This is a genomic window from Halopelagius inordinatus, assembly GCF_900113245.1.
Lineage (GTDB): Archaea > Halobacteriota > Halobacteria > Halobacteriales > Haloferacaceae > Halopelagius > Halopelagius inordinatus.
The window spans coordinates 96,122-111,925 of sequence record NZ_FOOQ01000008.1; the positions used below are offsets into that span (position 1 = coordinate 96,122).

The window sequence follows — 15,804 nt, forward strand, 5'->3', positions numbered from 1 at the left end:
CCTATGCCTCCGCCGCCCCCGACTTCGGGCATGGACGGGACACTCGACGGCGACGTCGTTCGCGTCGGCGGCGACGCGCGCCAGCGGTTCTACGACTCTCGGGGGTACGGACGGCCCACGGAGGGGAACCGCATCGAACTCGCGCCGGTGGAAGCCGCGCACCTCCTCGCGCGCGGCGACTTAGACGCCGTAGACGGGATGGACTTTCGCGAGTTCCTGACGCGGACGGGCGCGGTGATGGAGTTCGTCGTCTACAAGGACCTCAGAGACAGGGGCTTTTACCTCTCGCCGACGCGCGAGGACTGGTCCGGCGTCTCCGAACACACCGACGTGGACTTCGTCGTCTTCCCGCGCGGGAAGGGGCCGTGGGACGACGACGTGGAGTACCGCATCCGCATCGCGGGCGAACGCGAGTCCATCGCCGCCGACGCTCTCGGCGACGTGGTTCTCGCCATCGTCGACGAGGACGGCGAACTCACCTACTTCGAGACGGACCGCCCCGAAATCGAGGGAGCCGACGACTACGAACCGCCGTCGGGACTGGACGCGGGCCTCCTCTCGGATAGGGTCCTCCTGTGGGAGTCGCCGGACGAGATGTACGAACGCGGGTTCTACGGCCAACGACTCCACGGCCGAAACGCCGACTCGGGACCGCTTCAACTCTCCTTGGTCGAGGGGGCGTACCTCTCGGAACGGAACGTCGTCACCGCCGACGCCGCGGCCGTGGTGGACCTCGCTCGCGAGGTGGAGGGCGACCGGTTCGACCGCCGACTGCAGGCGTACACAGCGCTCAGAGACGCCGGTGCGGTCCCCAAAAGCGGGTTCAAGTTCGGCGCGGACTTCCGCGTCTACACCGATTTCTCGACCGTCTCCGACCTCTCGCACTCCGCGGACCTCGTCCGCGTCGTTTCTCCGGACCACACGTTCCTGCCGCGGGACCTCTCTTTGGACGTGCGCCTCGCGGGCGGGGTACGGAAGCGAATGGTTTTTGCGCTCACCGACGCCAAGAGAGGCATAGACTGGCTTTCGGTCGCCCGACTCACTCCATGACACGAGACGACTCCGACCCCCGCGAGACGGACGAGACGACCCGGACGGACGACGAGCGATCACGTCAGACGTTGCCTGACGGCGGAGCCGTCAACGACGTTGCTCTCGACCCGTGGGGCTCTTCGACCATCTCCGACTACCGCAAACTGTTCGAGGAGTTCGGCATCGAGGAGTTCGACGAGGTGCTTCCCGACGTGCCGAACCCCCACTACCTGATGCGCCGCGGCGTCATCTTCGGTCACCGCGACTACACCCCCGTCGCGGACGCCATGCGCGAGGGCGACGACTTCGCCGTTCTCTCGGGGTTCATGCCGACGGGCGCGCCCCACATCGGCCACAAACTCGTCTTCGACGAGATAATCTGGCACCAACAGCAAGGCGGCGACGCGTACGGCCTCATCGCGGACTTGGAGGCCCACTCCGCACGCGGCCTGTCGTGGGAGGAGATAGACGAACACGCCCGCGACTACCTGCTTTCGCTCTTGGCTCTCGGATTCGACCCCGAGGAGGGGGAACTCTACCGACAGTCGGACAACCGAACCCTACAGGACCTCTCTTTCGAACTCGGGTCGAAGGCGAACTTCTCGGAGTTTCAGGGCATCTACGGCTTCGACGGCGAGACGAACGTCTCGCACATGCAGTCTGTCGTCACGCAGATGGGCGACATCCTCTACCCGCAGTTAGAGGAGCCGAAACCGACCGTCATCCCCGTCGGCCCGGACCAAGACCCCCACGTTCGCTTCGCTCGCGACTTGGCCGCGCGGATGCGATTTTTCAAAGTCACCGAGGCGTACGCGAGTTTCGAACTCGCCGACGTGGAACGGCCCATCGTCGCCGCCGCGTACGAGGCCCGCGAGGCGTTCGCGGAGGACCCCGAGACGCCGCGGTGCGGCGAGGCGGCCGAATGGCTCGACGAAGCAGGACGCACGCAGGTGGACATCTCCGCGTTAGCGGCCGGAGAGAACGCGCTTTCTACGGCCGTAGAGAAGCTAGAGAACGCGGGAATGGAACCGCTCCGCCCCCGAGTCCGGTTCCTCGACGCCAACGCGACGGACGACGCGTTCGAGGACCTCATCGCGTCCATCGACGGCGAGAAGCGCCGGTACGACGAACACATCGACGCGTTCGACCTCTCCGTCTCCGACGCCGAGACGTTGGCCCGCGAGGTGGAACTCGACAACGGCGGCTACGGCTTCCTCCCGCCCTCGTCCATCTACCACCGCTTCATGACGGGGCTGACCGGCGGGAAGATGTCCTCGTCGATTCCCGCCTCGCACATCTCGCTTCTCGACGACCCCGAAGAGGGGTACGACAAGGTGAAGTCCGCCACGACCGGCGGCCGCGAGACGGCGGAGAAACAGCGCGAACTCGGCGGGAAGGCCGACGAGTGCCCCGTCTACGAACTGTACGCGTACCTGCTCTCGGGCGACGACGACGAGTTCGCAAAGCGCGTCTACGACGAGTGCGTCGGCGGCGAACGCCTCTGCGGCGGGTGCAAAGAACAGGCGGCGGTTCTCATGGAGGAGTTCCTCGAAGACCACCAAGAGAAACGCGAGGAAGCCGAAGCGATGCTCGACGATATCGACATCTCTCTGGAGTCGGACCGCCGCGGCGTCGCGCCCGGCGACGACTGACGGCGGTTCGGCTTCGACGTTCGCTGCGGTCACTTCTCCGTCGCCGACGCGTACAGTCGAAGTCCCGCCAGTCCCGTGCCGAACACCGCGACGACCGCCCCGACCGACACCGTCACCGCCGACGCCACGGTAATCCCGGTGCACCGCCAGACGACGCATATCTGCCCGTTTCCGGGGTGGTAGATATCTCGCGTGAACAGCCAGTAGGCGACGTACACGCCGAACACCGCGAGCATCGCGAGCGGCCACCCGTACGTCGCAAAGCGAAGCGCAGTCGCCGAATCGGCGTCGCTCCCGCGTCGAAGAAGTGCCCGTCCGCCCGCCAACGGAAGGAGCGTCAGTCCGAGGAAGGCGACGAACACCGCGACGAGAGGTGTCACCGAGACGCCTCGGGACGGCCCGCCTCCCGCGATAGTCCAGACGACGGCGGCGAGAAGAGAGGTGACCCCGGCCGCGAGGAGGACGACGCGGAGGGCGGACTCGAACGAACCGCCCTCCCGTCGGTACAACAGGTGCGCACCGACCGTCACGGACGCCGAGACGCCGACGGTGAGAGCGAGAGCGAGGACCGGTCCGAGTTCTCCGAGGAGAGCCATCTCGAACCTCCGCGTCGCCGAGAAATAAAACTGTCCGCGGACGACGCTCTCGGGCCGCGCTCAGAGCGTCACGACGACGCCCGCCTCCGCTCTCTCGGCCCGTTCGTAGAGGTGGCCCGCCGTCGCCGCGTCCAACACCGCAGAGCCGACGCTCTCTACGACGAGTATCTCGTCGGGCGAGTCGCGCCCGGCGTCGCCCTCGAACACCGCAGAGAGGGGTCGCAACTCCGACTCCTCGACGCCCGCCTCGGCCGTGTCGCCCACTTCGGCGGCCTCCGCGGGCACGTCCGCGAACACCGTCGCCGCGCGGGCCATCGTCTCGGCGTCGAGTTCGCGCATCTCGGCGGTGAACGCGCCGACGGCGACGACGAGCGTTCCGGGTTCGAGAGCGGACCCCTCGAAGACGGGCGTTTCGCTCGTCGTCGCGGTGACGACGACGTTCGACCCGGCGACGGCCGCCGCGGGCGAGTCCACGGCCGACACGTCGACGCCTCCACCGAGTTCCTCGCGCAGGTCCGCGGCGCACGCCTCTCGGGAGTCGGAGGGCGAGTAGACGCGGACGCGTTCGAGGTCGGTCGCGGCGTCGATGGCGCGCGTCTGCCACCGGGCCTGTGCGCCCGCGCCGAAGACGCCGAGTCGGACCGATCCCGTCGCCAGTTCGCGCGCCGAGAGTCCGCCGATGCATCCCGTCCGGGCGTTCGTGATTCGGTTCGCGGCCATGTACGAGAGCGGACGCCCCGTCTCGGCGTCCGTCAGTGCCAGTTGGGCGTTCACCGTCGGAATACCGCGCTCTCGGTTCCCCCCGTGGACGGCGGCGAGTTTCGTCGCGTACGTCGGGTCGCCGTGGACGTACGCGGGCATCGCGAGGGCGGTTCCGGGCGTCTCCGTCCCGACGGGGTAGTGGGGCCGCGGGGGCCGTTCTACCTCGCCGCGGCCCTGTTTCACGAACGCCCGTTCGATTTCGGGCAGGAGGGCCGGAAGCGAGAGCAACGACGCCACGTCGTCGTCCGAGAGGACGCGCAGTTCGGTCATGGCTTGGTGGTACGCGCGCCGTCGCCTGAACGTTTGGCTCCGCCGCCTCTCGCCGTCCGCGCCGCCCGCGCCGCACGCGGGATACGTTCATACTCGTGGGGTGTCAACTTCGCCCATGAACGTCGTCATCGTCGGAGGCGGAATCGTCGGCCTCTCGTGTGCACACGCCCTGGCCGCCCGGGACGCGTCGGTCACGGTCTGCGAGGCGGGAACGCTCGGCGGCGGGAGCACCGGCCGCGCCGCGGGCGGCATCCGAACGCAGTTCTCCACCCGCGTCAACGTCGAACTCTCGCTCGCGAGTCTCCCCGTCTGGAACGCTTTCGAAGACGAGTTCGGCGTCGACATCGACTACCGGCGGACGGGCTACCTGTTTCTCGCGCGCGAAGAGGAGACGGCGGCGGCGTTCCGAGAGAACGTCGCCCTGCAGAACGACGCGGGCGCGGACAGTCGCCTCCTCGCTCCCGACGACGCCCGCGAGTTCTGTCCGGAACTCAGAGACGCGGAGTTCGTCGCCGCCACCTACTCGCCTCTCGACGGCGTCGCGGACCCGCATTCGGCGGTACAGGGGTACTCGCGGGCCGTAGACGAGGCGGGCGCGGACGTGCGGACGAACACGCCCGTGACGGACGTCGAACGCCTCGGCGACGCCGACGACGGCCGGTGGCGCGTCGAGACGCCCGCGGAGACGTTCGCTGCGGACTACGTCGTGAACGCGGCGGGCGCGTGGGCGCGCCGCGTCGGCCGCCTCGCGGGCGTCGAACTTCCGGTCTCCCCGCGACGGCGGCAGATGGCGGTGGTCGAACCGGAGCGAACGCTTCCGGAGTCGACGCCGCTTACCGTCGATTTGGACACGGGGTCGTACTTTCGCCCCGAACGCGAGGAGACGGCCGTCGTCGGCGGCCACTTCGCCGCCGAGGACCCGGACGTTGACCCCGAGACGTTCGACGAATCGGCCGACATCGACTGGATTGCGGAGGCTATCGGGCACGCGGACGCCTGCGCCGACTACTTCGGCCCCGAGACGCGAGTCCGGAACGGGTGGGCCGGACTGTACGCGGTCACGCCCGACCACCACGCCGTCTTAGACGAGGTTCGGCCGGGATTCGTCGTCGCCGCCGGGTTCTCCGGTCACGGCTTCCAACACGCCCCCGCGACGGGCGAGTGCGTCGCCGAACTCGTCTGCGACGGCGAGATATCGCACGTTGACGTCTCCGAACTCGCCGCCGACCGGTTCGACGCCCCCGGGGAGGGGCCGACGCGGAGGGAGCGAAACGTCGCCTGAGCCGTTCGGCACCGAACGCCGCCCTACACCTTTCAGAACGCTTTTGGGGCGGGGAGCGGTTCTCTCGGGTACGCGACTCGGACCCGACGCCGCAGGCGCACGAACCACCCGCGAACCGACCGGACGCGGCGGGTTCGGTCTCTTCTCTCGGACCGACTGAGGGCGGCGGGGAGGCGACTCCGTCCGAACCGGTCCGGGGTCCCGCGTCCGAACGTGGGGGACGACGCCGGGCGCGGCCCGACGGGGGCCGACCGACGGCCCGCGCTCTTCGGAACTGCTAATGACCACCGCTCGGTAGACGCGACAACGACCGACGCGAACGCAGGATGTGACATGAGACTTCCCGAATCACAGGTCGCGGTGTTGAACGCCGCGAGCGCGACGGACGCACAGACCATCGACCGACTGGCGACGGAGACGGGCCTGAAACCGGAGACGGTGACGCAGGCGGCCTTCGAACTCGCGGACGAGGGCTCCCTCGAAATCGAGGAGACCGAAGACGTAACGCACGAACTCACCGAGGAGGGCCGCGACTACGTCGAATCCGGGCTTCCGGAAGTTCGCCTCTATCGGGCCGCGGTCGACGCCGGTGCCGACGAGGACGCGGTGCAGATGGGGCGCGTCATCGGCGCGTCCGGCCTCGAAGGCCCCGAAGTCGACATCGCCCTCGCGAACTTCGGCCGGAAGGGGTACGGCGAGATAGAGAGCGGCGAACTCTCCGCGGACCCGGACGCGGACGCGGACGCCGACCCGGAAGCGCTGGCTCTCGCGGCACTCGCGCGGGGCGACGCCGCAGAGGACGGCGACGTTCTCGACCAACTGGCCTCGCGGAACCTCGTCGAGAGGAACGAGGAGACGGTTCGGTCCGTCCGCCTCACAGACGAGGGCGTGACGCTCCTCATGGAGGGCGTCGAACCCGCAGAGACGGTGGACCGCCTCACCCCGGAGATGCTGACCTCCGGCGAGTGGGAGGACGTGGAGTTCACGGAGTACAACGTCGAAGCCGACGCCCCCGACGTGCGCGGCGGCAAGACGCACATCCTCCGACAGACCGCAGACCGCGTGAAGGACGTGTTGACGGGCATGGGCTTTCGGGAGATGGAGGGACCGCACGCGGACGCGGACTTCTGGATCAACGACTGCCTGTTCATGCCGCAGGACCACCCGGCGCGGACCCACTGGGACCGGTTCGCCCTCGACGTGCCGCCGATACGGGACCTGCCCGAGGACCTCGTGGACCGAGTGGAAGACGCCCACAGACACGGCGTCGGCCCGGACGGCGACGGCTATCACTCGCCGTGGTCCGAGGACTTCGCGCGGGCCGTCGCCCTGCGCGGGCACACCACGTCGCTGTCGATGCGCTACCTCTCGGGGCACGAAGTCGGCGAACTCGACGCTCCGCAGCGGTATTTCTCGGTCGAGAAGGTGTACCGAAACGACACGCTCGACCCGACGCACCTGCTCGAATTCTACCAGATAGAGGGGTGGGTGATGGCGGAGGACCTCTCGGTGCGGGACCTGATGGGGACTTTCGAGGAGTTCTACAGCCAGTTCGGCATCACGGACATCCAGTTCAAACCCCACTACAACCCCTACACCGAACCGTCGTTCGAGTTGTTCGGACGACACCCCGAGACGGACGAACTCATCGAAATCGGAAACTCCGGGATGTTCCGCGACGAAGTGCTCGAACCCCTCGGCGTCGACTGCGACGTGATGGCGTGGGGACTCGCACTCGAACGACTACTGATGCTCATGTACGGCTTCGACGACATCCGCGACGTGCACGGGACGATGAGTGACCTCGAACTGCTCCGCGAGACGGAGGTGCTCCGATAATGCCCGTCGTCGACGTTCACCCGGACGAACTGCGGGAACTGACGGGCCACGAGGACAAGTCCGACGAGGAGTTCAAGGAGGACCTGTTCGCTCTCGGACTGGAGTTCGAAGGCGAGACAGAAGACGGCGAGTTCCAACTGGAGTTCGGTCCCGACAGACTCGACCGACTCTCCGTCGAGGGCGTCGCCCGGTCGCTTCGCTACCAGTACGGCGACGAGAGAGGGGTCTACGTCCCGAACACGAACAACCCCGACTACACGTTCGTCGTCGACGAGGACGTGCCCGAGGAACGCCCGTACGTCACCGGCGCGATAGTCCGCGGCGTCGACTTGGACGAGGCGGCCCTCGATTCGCTCATCCAGTTGCAGGAGAAACTCCACGCGACGATGGGTCGAAAGCGCGCGAAGGGCGCGATAGGCATCCACGACCTGACGATGATAAAGGGGGACGTACTGCAGGAGGACACCGGCGGCAACTCCATCACCTACACCGGCATCGCCCCCGACGAGGACACGTTCGTCCCACTCGACAGCGACGCCGAACTGTCCCCCGGCGAGGTTCTGGAGCGACACCCCACCGGGCGGGAGTACGCCGAGTTGGTCTCGGAGTACGACCGCTACCCCGCCATCTACGACGAACTCGGCCTCTTTTCGTTCCCGCCGGTCATCAACGGCCGTCGAACGGAGGTTTCGACCGAGTCGCGGGAACTGCTCGTCGAACTCACCGGCACCGACCAGTGGACGATAGACCGGATGTGCAACATCATCTGCTACGCCCTCAGCGCGCGCGGCGCGACGATAGAGGACGTCGAAGTCCAGTACTCCGACCGGACGCTCGTTCGCCCCGACTTCGAGGTTGACACGAAGCACGTCTCGCACGACCGAATCGAGACGATGCTCGGCGTCGAGTTCGGAGAGAGGGAAGTCGCGGACCTGTTCGAACGGTCCGGCCTCGGCGTGACGCGAGCCGAATCGGACGAATCGACGGCCGTAAACACCGAGGACGGTGCGGCCACCCCGACGGACGACGCAGACGAGGAGACGGTGTACGAGGTGTCCGTCCCGCCGTACCGCGTGGACGTGCTCCACCCGTCTGACCTCGTGGACGACGTGGGCCGCGCCTACGGGTTCAACGAACTCGAACCGCGGTACCCCGACGTGGGAACCGTCGGGAAGCGACACGAACGGTCCCGACTCGAAGACGCCGCCCGGAACACGCTCGTCGGACTCGGGTTCGAGGACATGCTGAACTTCCACATGACGAACGAGGACGCCCTCACGACGCGGATGAACGTCGAGGAGGGCGAATCGGTCCCCGCGAGCGAAGCGAGTGGGGGCTCGTCGGAACGCCGTTCCGACGGTGTTCTCGGCGGCGGCGAACCCGCCCGCATCACGGAACCGTACAGCGAGGATTACACCGTCCTCCGGACGTGGGCGCTGCCCTCTCTTCTCATGGTCCTGGAGAACAACACCCATCGCGCGTACCCGCAGGACCTCGCCGAAATCGGCCTCGTGGCCGAACGCGACGACGACGTGAACACGCGAGTTCGAGAACGGCGGCACGTCGCGGCCGTCCTCGCGCGCCACGACGCGACGTACGAGGACGCCAAAGCGCGCCTCCAGACGCTCTGTCGAGACTTCGACGTCGAACTGGAGACGCCGAAGACGACTCACCCCTCGTTCATCGACGGCCGCGTCGCGAGCGTCGTCGTTGACGGCGACGACGTGGGCGTCGTCGGCGAGGTTCACCCCTCCGTCCTCGTCGAACACGACCTGGAACTGCCCGTCGCGGCGTTCGAGTTCGACCTGAGCGCGTTGCGGTAGCGACGCACCGTCACCCACCTGCTGCCCGCCGCCCGCCGCCCGGACGGCGCGCCGCGTCCCGTCTTCGCTCCGCCGGTGACTACCAGTTCGCGGTAACCGTCTGTCGCCTTTTTGTATCAACGCATCGACAGCCCTAGTATGTACGACAGAATTCTGTTCCCGACCGACGGAAGCGACGGGGCGTCGGCGGCGTTCGACCACGTCCTCGACATCGCCGCCGCGCACGACTCGACGGTGTACGTCCTCAACGTCGCGGACACCACCCACGACAGCGTCGTCCGGATGCGGGGCCAAATCACCGATGTCCTCGAAGAAGAGGGTGAACGAATCGTCGCCGAGGCGGCCGACCGCGCGGGCGGCCGCGGCGTCGACACCGTCACGGAAGTCGTCCAAGGAGAGCCTCACCGTGCGATACTCGACTACGCCGACGCCCGCGACGTCGATATCGTGGTCATGCCGACGCGCGGGCGGCGCGGACTGGAACGCCTCCTCGTGGGGAGCACCACGGAGCGAGTGGTTCGCCGGGCCGACGTGCCCGTCCTGACGATTCGCCCCGACGACGAGGTGAGCGTCGAGTACCCCTACCGAAACGTGTTGGTTCCGACGGACGGAAGCGACTGCGCCGCGGCGGCGCTCTCGATGGGGACCGACGTCGCGACGGCGGAGTCCGCGGCGCTCTCTGTCCTGTCCGTGGTCGATCTCACGTCTCTCGGCTACGACGTGCGGGCCGACGTTCGACTGTCCACGCTCGAAGAGGCGGCCGAGGAGATAGTCGAGGACGCGGCGGCGTCGGCGTCGGCCGCGGGCGTCGAGTCCGTCACCGGAACGGTCGAACACGGAACGTCGATCCACCGGGCGATTCTCTCCTACGTCGAGGAGTCCGATATCGACCTGCTCGTCGTCGGGACGCACGGGCGGACCGGATTCAACCGGTATCTGCTCGGGAGCGTCACCGAGAAACTGCTCCGAACGTCACCCGTCCCCGTGCTCACGGTCCGCGAACCGGACGAAGGCGGCGAGTGAGGGTTCATCGCAGTCGAGCGAGTCTGAGTCTCTCTTTCACCCTTCTGTCTGTACCTCTTTTCGCCCGGACAGGCTGTCGGGGTCGAGGCGGAACTCCCTGAACTCGACGTCGTCTCGCGGACGCTCGAAGATGTCCACCTCCGGAATCTCGACCGCCCACAGCCCCTGTACCGCGGTCGAGGCGTGGTCGTCCTCCGAGACGTCTTCGAGCGCACCGGTCGCGACGACGCTCCGCCACCCGTCGTCGGTCCGTCGGTGCGTGACGAAAGAGACGGGTCTGTCCACGACGTCCTCTTTCGTGCTGTCGGGCTGAAACGAGAGCCGAAAGTAGAACCACCCGCTCTCGGTGTCGTAGCCGTACGACACGGGGACGGTGAACGGGGCGGTATCGACTCCCTCGGCGAAGGAGATGACGCCCGTCCCGCCGCGCCCGAGGAACTCGGTTCGCTCGTCGTCGCTCATCTGAACCCATCGTATTCCCTGCATGTTCTACGGTAGGGACGAACGCCACAAAACTGCCAGTTCACGAGAACCGACAGTTCAGCGGAGCGAACGAATCGGTGCGCGCGCTCGAACCGACCGGTCTCGCGCCGCCTCGTCTCCGCCAACCGAGTTGTTTAACAGCGGTCCACGCAGTAGATTCGACCGATAATGCCGAGCGGAGAATACGACCCGGAGACCGTCGAGTCGAAGTGGCAGGATAGGTGGGTCGACGAGGATACGTACGCGTACCGCGGCGAGTCGGTAGACCCCGACACCGCATTCTCCATCGACTCGCCGCCGCCGACGGTGTCCGGGAGTCTGCACTGGGGCCACGTCTACGGCTTCACCCTGCAGGACTTCGTCGCGCGGTTCGAACGCATGCGCGGGAGAGACGTGTTCTTCCCGTTCGGATACGACGACAACGGCATCGCCTCCGAGCGACTGGCCGAGGACGAACTCGACGTTCGACACCAAGACTACGAGCGTCGGGAGTTCCAGCGGATGTGCCGGGAGGTCTGCGAGGAGTACGAGTCCGAGTTCACCGAGAAGATGCAGAATCTCGGCATCTCCATCGACTGGGACGAGACGTACCAGACCATCTCGCCGGAGGTCCAGCGCATCTCGCAACTCTCCTTTATCGACCTGTACGAACGGGGCCGAGAGTACCGCCAGCGCGCGCCCGCCATCTGGTGTCCCGAGTGCGAGACGGCCATCTCGCAGGTCGAAACCGAAGACGACGAACAGGACAGTCACTTCCACGACATCGAGTTCGACGTGGTCGGCGAGGACGAATCGTTCGTCATCGCGACGACGCGCCCCGAACTGCTCCCCGCCTGCGTCGCCGTCTTCGTCCACCCCGACGACGACGAGAACCAGTATCTCGTCGGCGAGACGGCCGAAATCCCGCTGTTCGGGCAGGAAGTCCCCGTCATCGCCGACGAACGCGTCGATATGGAGACCGGGTCCGGCGTCGTCATGTGCTGTACCTTCGGCGACCAGACCGACATCGAGTGGTACCAAGCCCACGACCTGGACCTGCGCATCGCCATCGACGAGTCGGGCACGCTGACCGACGTGGCCGGCGAGTACGAGGGTCTCTCCTCGGAGGAGGCCCGCGAGGCTATCGTCGAGGACTTAGACGAGGAGGGGTCGCTTCTGGACCGCCGCGCCATCACTCACACGGTGAACGTCCACGAACGCTGCGGGACGAGCGTCGAGTTCCTCGTCAAAGACCAGTGGTACATCGAACTGCTGGACAAGACCGACGAGTACCTCGAGGCGGGCCGCCAGATGGACTGGTACCCCGAGAAGATGTTCACCCGGTACAAAAACTGGATCGAGGGCCTGCAGTGGGACTGGTCCATCTCCCGTCAGCGCTCCTCGGGCATCCCGTTTCCCGTCTGGTACTGCGACGACTGCGAACACGTCGTCGTCGCAGAACGCGAGGACCTGCCGGTGGACCCCCTCTCGGACGACCCGCCCGTGGCGTCCTGTCCGGAGTGCGGCCACGACGAACTCGTCCCCGAGGACGACGTCTTCGACACGTGGGCCACCTCCTCTCTGACCCCCCTCGTCAACGCCGGGTGGGACTGGAACGGCGAAACCGGGGAGATGGAGATAGCTCGACCGAACCTGTACCCGTTCGACGTGCGCCCGCAGGGCCACGACATCATCTCGTTTTGGCTGTTCCACACCGTCGTCAAATGCTACGAACACACGGGCGAGGTGCCGTTCGACAGCGTGATGATAAACGGGATGGTGTTGGACGAGAACCGCGAGAAGATGTCCAAATCGAAGGGCAACATCGTCGCGCCCGACGAAGTCGTCTCGAAGTACCCCGTCGACGCCGCGCGCTACTGGGCCGCCGGAAGCGCCGTCGGCGACGACCTGCCGTACTCCGAGAAAGGTCTTCGCGCCGGGGAGAAACTCCTGCGGAAACTGTGGAACGCGTCGAAACTCGTCGAGAGTCTCACCGAAGATGCCCCGGAAGAGTTCGACCACGACGACCTGCGCCAGATAGACCGCTGGCTCTTGACCTCGCTGGACCGCGAAATCGAGTTCGTCACCGAGAAGTTCGAAAACAGGGAGTTCTCGAAGGCCCGCGACCGGGTTCGGAGTTTCTTCTGGCACACCTTCTGTGACGACTACCTCGAAATCGCAAAACAGCGCGTCCGCGACGGCGACGACCCCTCGGCGGCGTACACGCTCCAGACGGCGCACCGTCGCTTCGTCAAACTGTTCGCGCCGGTCCTCGCGCACGCAACAGAGGAACTGTGGCACGACATGTACGACGACGAATCGAGCGTCCACCGCGCCTCGTGGCCCGAACCGCTCGGACTCGACGCCGACGTCGCGGCGGGCGAGACGGCGATGGACGTCGTCGGCGCGCTTCGAAAGTACAAGAGCGACAACCAACTGTCGATGAACGCCGACTTAGACACCGTCGAGGTGTACGGCAACGTCGCCGGATTCGAAGACGACATCAGTCGCGTGATGCACGTCGAATCCCTCGACGCCTTCGACGAGGATCCGGACGTCGAGTCCGTCGTCACGGGCGTGGACCTCGACTACTCGCTGGTCGGTCCCGAGTTCGGGAGTCGGGTCTCCGACATCGAGTCCGCAATCGCGCAGGACGACTACGAAGTCGTGGACGGCGAACTCCACGCCGCGGGCGTCGAACTCCACGCCGAGATGTTCGAGATAAACGAGGAACGGCGGTACACGGGCGACGGCGAGATGGTCGAGGCGGGCGAGACGGCCATCGTCGTCCGGAACTGAGGCATCGGCGTCGCAGTTTTTCTCTTTTCGGACCGCCGGTCAGACGTCCGCGCCGACGGCTTCGTCTATCGAGTCGAAGCCGTCGCGTTCGAGGAGTTCGAGCACGCCCTCGTTGATGTCGCGCGCGAGGGTCGGTCCCTCGAAGACGAGGCCGGTGTACAACTGCACGAGGCTGGCACCGGCGCGAATCTTCGCGTACGCGCCCTCCGCGTCGGAGACGCCGCCGACGCCGACGACGGGAACGTCGGTCCGTTCGGCGATAAAGCGCACGAGGTCGGTCGCTCTCGACTCTATCGGCTTGCCCGAGAGGCCGCCGCGTTCGGCCTTGTTCGGGTTCCGGAGGCTCTCGGGGCGGTCGGTCGTCGTGTTCGTGGCGATGACGCCGTCTAAGTCGAGTTCGTCGACGACTTCGAGGGCGTCTTCGACGGCGGGGTTCGGGAGGTCGGGAGCGAGTTTCACGAGAAGCGGTGACGCGCCCGCGTCGACGAGTTCGGCGAGGATAGCCTCCATCGCGTCGCGGTTCTGGAGCGAACGCATCCCCTCGCTGTTGGGACACGAGACGTTGACCGCGACGTAGTCCGCGCCCGCCGCGACTCGTTCGTACGTGTAGCGGTAGTCCTCGGGCGCGTCCTCTGCGGGCGTCGTCTCCGAGAGAGCGACGTTGACGCCGACGGGTACGTCGGGCGTCGGTTCTGCCGCGAGTCGCTCCCCGACTCGGTCCGCACCTTCGTTGTTCAGTCCCATGCGGTTGATGATGGCTCCGTCCTCGGGGAGGCGGAACATCCGGGGGCGCGGGTTTCCGGCCTGTGCCTCCGCGGTGACGCCGCCGACTTCGACGTGGCCGAACCCGAGTGCGCCGAGCACCGACGGCACCTCGGCGTTCTTGTCGAACCCCGCGGCGACTCCGACCGGGTTGTCGAACGCGAGACCGAACGCGTCCGTCGCGAGTCTCTCGTCTTCGACGCGGTAGCGCCGGCGGAGTCTGTCCTCTATCGGGGTGTGCTGTACCGTCCGTAACGCCGTGTGGACCGCACCGTGGGCCGTCTCCGGCGGGAGCGCGAAAAGGGCGGGTCTGAGTGCGGTGTACGCGCCCCGAATCATCGCCCACGACCCCCGCCGTCTCTCGTTGGGTCCCGGGTTCGGGGCTGTCGCGTCGTCTGCGTCATCCGAGTCAGAAATCGTGCTCGACTTCCTCTGGGTCGGCTTTCTGGATGATTATCTTGCCGTCTCGGACGCGCACGAACACCTCGTCTCCAATCTCCATGCCCGCGACGGCGAGTTCGTCCTCGTGAAGGTTCACGTGGACGTTGTGGTACTCACCGTTCTCGTCTTTCGCGCCACTCGGGCTGAGCTTCTTTTTCCGAACCATCGGGGGTGTCTAGTCGAAGGTTCACTGTAGGATATACATAAGTGTTGTCTACGCGCTCTCAAGCCCGAACGTCGAACGACAGACGGCGTCGCCGCCGCCGGACTCACGACGCACCCCCTCCGCGCGGGTTCGTTTATAAGGACCTCGACGCCGGACGCTCATTTTGCCGATATATTTAAGCCGCGCCATGTGTTCGGTTGCCATGGAGGAGTAAAACCATGGTACGCGAGGACGGTAAGCGGAATTTCGTGATGCGCGAGGAGGACGGTACAGAATCGAGCGTGTTCTCCGGCAGCATGCCCCGCCAGGCCGCACTGAAAGCCGCTCGACGACTCGAACCGGCCGGTTCCGAAGAGGAGGCGAAGTCCAACGCGACGGAGATCCGCCTTCGAGAGAAAGGAACGGACAAAGTCCACATCTTCGACGCGTGGGCGTGGTCGGACGAAGCACCCGACGACAAACCGGGGTGGATGGAAGGTGACATCACCAAAGGAAACGTCTCGAAACAGGGAATCAAACACCTCGAAGAGTAACTTCGGCCGGGCGTTCTGACTGTTGGTCTCTTCTTTACGTACGCGTGCGTACGTCTCGGTGAATCGTGCTCCGATACGGCTATCCGTCTCCCGCCGTCATCTCGACGTGCGCGGCCAACACCCGGTCAGACCGAACGCGAGATGCGTGGGATGACCGACCGGCCTCCTACCGCGCGACATCTCGACTCGCGAGTGGCCACGCTCGACCGCGACTCGGTTTATCCGTCTCTGAGGTGTGAAACCGCATGACGATGTGGGTTCAGTTCGACGGCCTTTTATGTACCCGGGGCATTCGTAGAAATACGCAGAGGCAGCCCGGGACGTTCGGGCCGCCACCTTCCGACAGCCCCACTCCACTAACC

The 15,804-nt window shown here is 66.4% G+C and carries 13 protein-coding genes; 8 read left to right on the forward strand and 5 right to left on the reverse strand.

Going from position 1 to position 15,804, the window contains the following annotated elements; translation table 11 throughout:
- Positions 1 to 30: 30 nt before the first annotated feature.
- A complete protein-coding gene (endA, locus tag BM167_RS17070) occupies positions 31 to 1,050 on the forward strand; it encodes a tRNA-intron lyase (RefSeq protein WP_092893935.1) in 1,020 nt (339 codons plus the stop codon).
- Complete coding sequence (locus BM167_RS17075; protein ID WP_092893936.1) at positions 1,047 to 2,684, forward strand: tryptophan--tRNA ligase; 1,638 nt, start codon at positions 1,047 to 1,049, stop codon at positions 2,682 to 2,684. Before endA ends, BM167_RS17075 begins: the two co-directional genes overlap by 4 nt.
- 29 nt (positions 2,685 to 2,713) lie before the next feature.
- Here BM167_RS17075 and BM167_RS17080 read toward each other — a convergent pair whose 3' ends face one another.
- Complete coding sequence (locus tag BM167_RS17080; RefSeq protein WP_092893937.1) at positions 2,714 to 3,280, reverse strand: hypothetical protein; 567 nt, start codon at positions 3,278 to 3,280, stop codon at positions 2,714 to 2,716.
- A gap of 60 nt (positions 3,281 to 3,340) precedes the next feature.
- The gene (locus BM167_RS17085) at positions 3,341 to 4,312 is read right to left on the reverse strand and encodes an ornithine cyclodeaminase family protein (protein WP_092893938.1); all 972 of its coding nucleotides are present in this window, start codon (positions 4,310 to 4,312) and stop codon (positions 3,341 to 3,343) included.
- A 115-nt stretch (positions 4,313 to 4,427) separates the two neighbouring features.
- Here BM167_RS17085 and BM167_RS17090 point away from each other — a divergent pair, with 115 nt between their 5' ends.
- From BM167_RS17090 to BM167_RS17105, 4 genes are all read left to right on the forward strand, one after another.
- On the forward strand, positions 4,428 to 5,594 hold the full coding sequence (locus tag BM167_RS17090) for an NAD(P)/FAD-dependent oxidoreductase (RefSeq protein WP_092893939.1): 1,167 nt from the start codon (positions 4,428 to 4,430) through the stop codon (positions 5,592 to 5,594).
- Positions 5,595 to 5,927: 333 nt separating this feature from the next.
- On the forward strand, positions 5,928 to 7,433 hold the full coding sequence (pheS, locus tag BM167_RS17095) for a phenylalanine--tRNA ligase subunit alpha (protein WP_092893940.1): 1,506 nt from the start codon (positions 5,928 to 5,930) through the stop codon (positions 7,431 to 7,433).
- Positions 7,433 to 9,256: a phenylalanine--tRNA ligase subunit beta gene (gene pheT / locus BM167_RS17100; protein ID WP_092893941.1), complete on the forward strand. Its 1,824-nt coding sequence runs from the start codon at positions 7,433 to 7,435 to the stop codon at positions 9,254 to 9,256. The genes pheS and pheT overlap by 1 nt, the downstream gene beginning before the upstream one ends.
- A gap of 138 nt (positions 9,257 to 9,394) precedes the next feature.
- Positions 9,395 to 10,279 (forward strand): universal stress protein, encoded by an 885-nt coding sequence (locus BM167_RS17105; protein WP_092893942.1) that lies wholly within the window; start codon positions 9,395 to 9,397, stop codon positions 10,277 to 10,279.
- A 36-nt stretch (positions 10,280 to 10,315) separates the two neighbouring features.
- Here BM167_RS17105 and BM167_RS17110 read toward each other — a convergent pair whose 3' ends face one another.
- The gene (locus BM167_RS17110; protein WP_092893943.1) at positions 10,316 to 10,765 is read right to left on the reverse strand and encodes a pyridoxamine 5'-phosphate oxidase family protein; all 450 of its coding nucleotides are present in this window, start codon (positions 10,763 to 10,765) and stop codon (positions 10,316 to 10,318) included.
- Between the two features lie 165 nt (positions 10,766 to 10,930).
- Here BM167_RS17110 and BM167_RS17115 point away from each other — a divergent pair, with 165 nt between their 5' ends.
- On the forward strand, positions 10,931 to 13,540 hold the full coding sequence (locus BM167_RS17115) for a valine--tRNA ligase (protein WP_092893944.1): 2,610 nt from the start codon (positions 10,931 to 10,933) through the stop codon (positions 13,538 to 13,540).
- 39 nt (positions 13,541 to 13,579) lie between these two features.
- Here BM167_RS17115 and BM167_RS17120 read toward each other — a convergent pair whose 3' ends face one another.
- Together BM167_RS17120 and BM167_RS17125 are read right to left on the reverse strand one after the other, a co-directional pair.
- Positions 13,580 to 14,641 (reverse strand): quinone-dependent dihydroorotate dehydrogenase, encoded by a 1,062-nt coding sequence (locus BM167_RS17120; protein WP_092893945.1) that lies wholly within the window; start codon positions 14,639 to 14,641, stop codon positions 13,580 to 13,582.
- A gap of 70 nt (positions 14,642 to 14,711) precedes the next feature.
- A complete protein-coding gene (locus BM167_RS17125) occupies positions 14,712 to 14,909 on the reverse strand; it encodes a hypothetical protein (RefSeq protein ID WP_092893946.1) in 198 nt (65 codons plus the stop codon).
- Between the two features lie 218 nt (positions 14,910 to 15,127).
- On the opposite strand from BM167_RS17125, the gene BM167_RS17130 reads away from it, so the two are divergent.
- A complete protein-coding gene (locus BM167_RS17130; RefSeq protein WP_092893947.1) occupies positions 15,128 to 15,442 on the forward strand; it encodes a non-histone chromosomal MC1 family protein in 315 nt (104 codons plus the stop codon).
- The last annotated feature ends 362 nt before the right edge of the window (positions 15,443 to 15,804 follow it).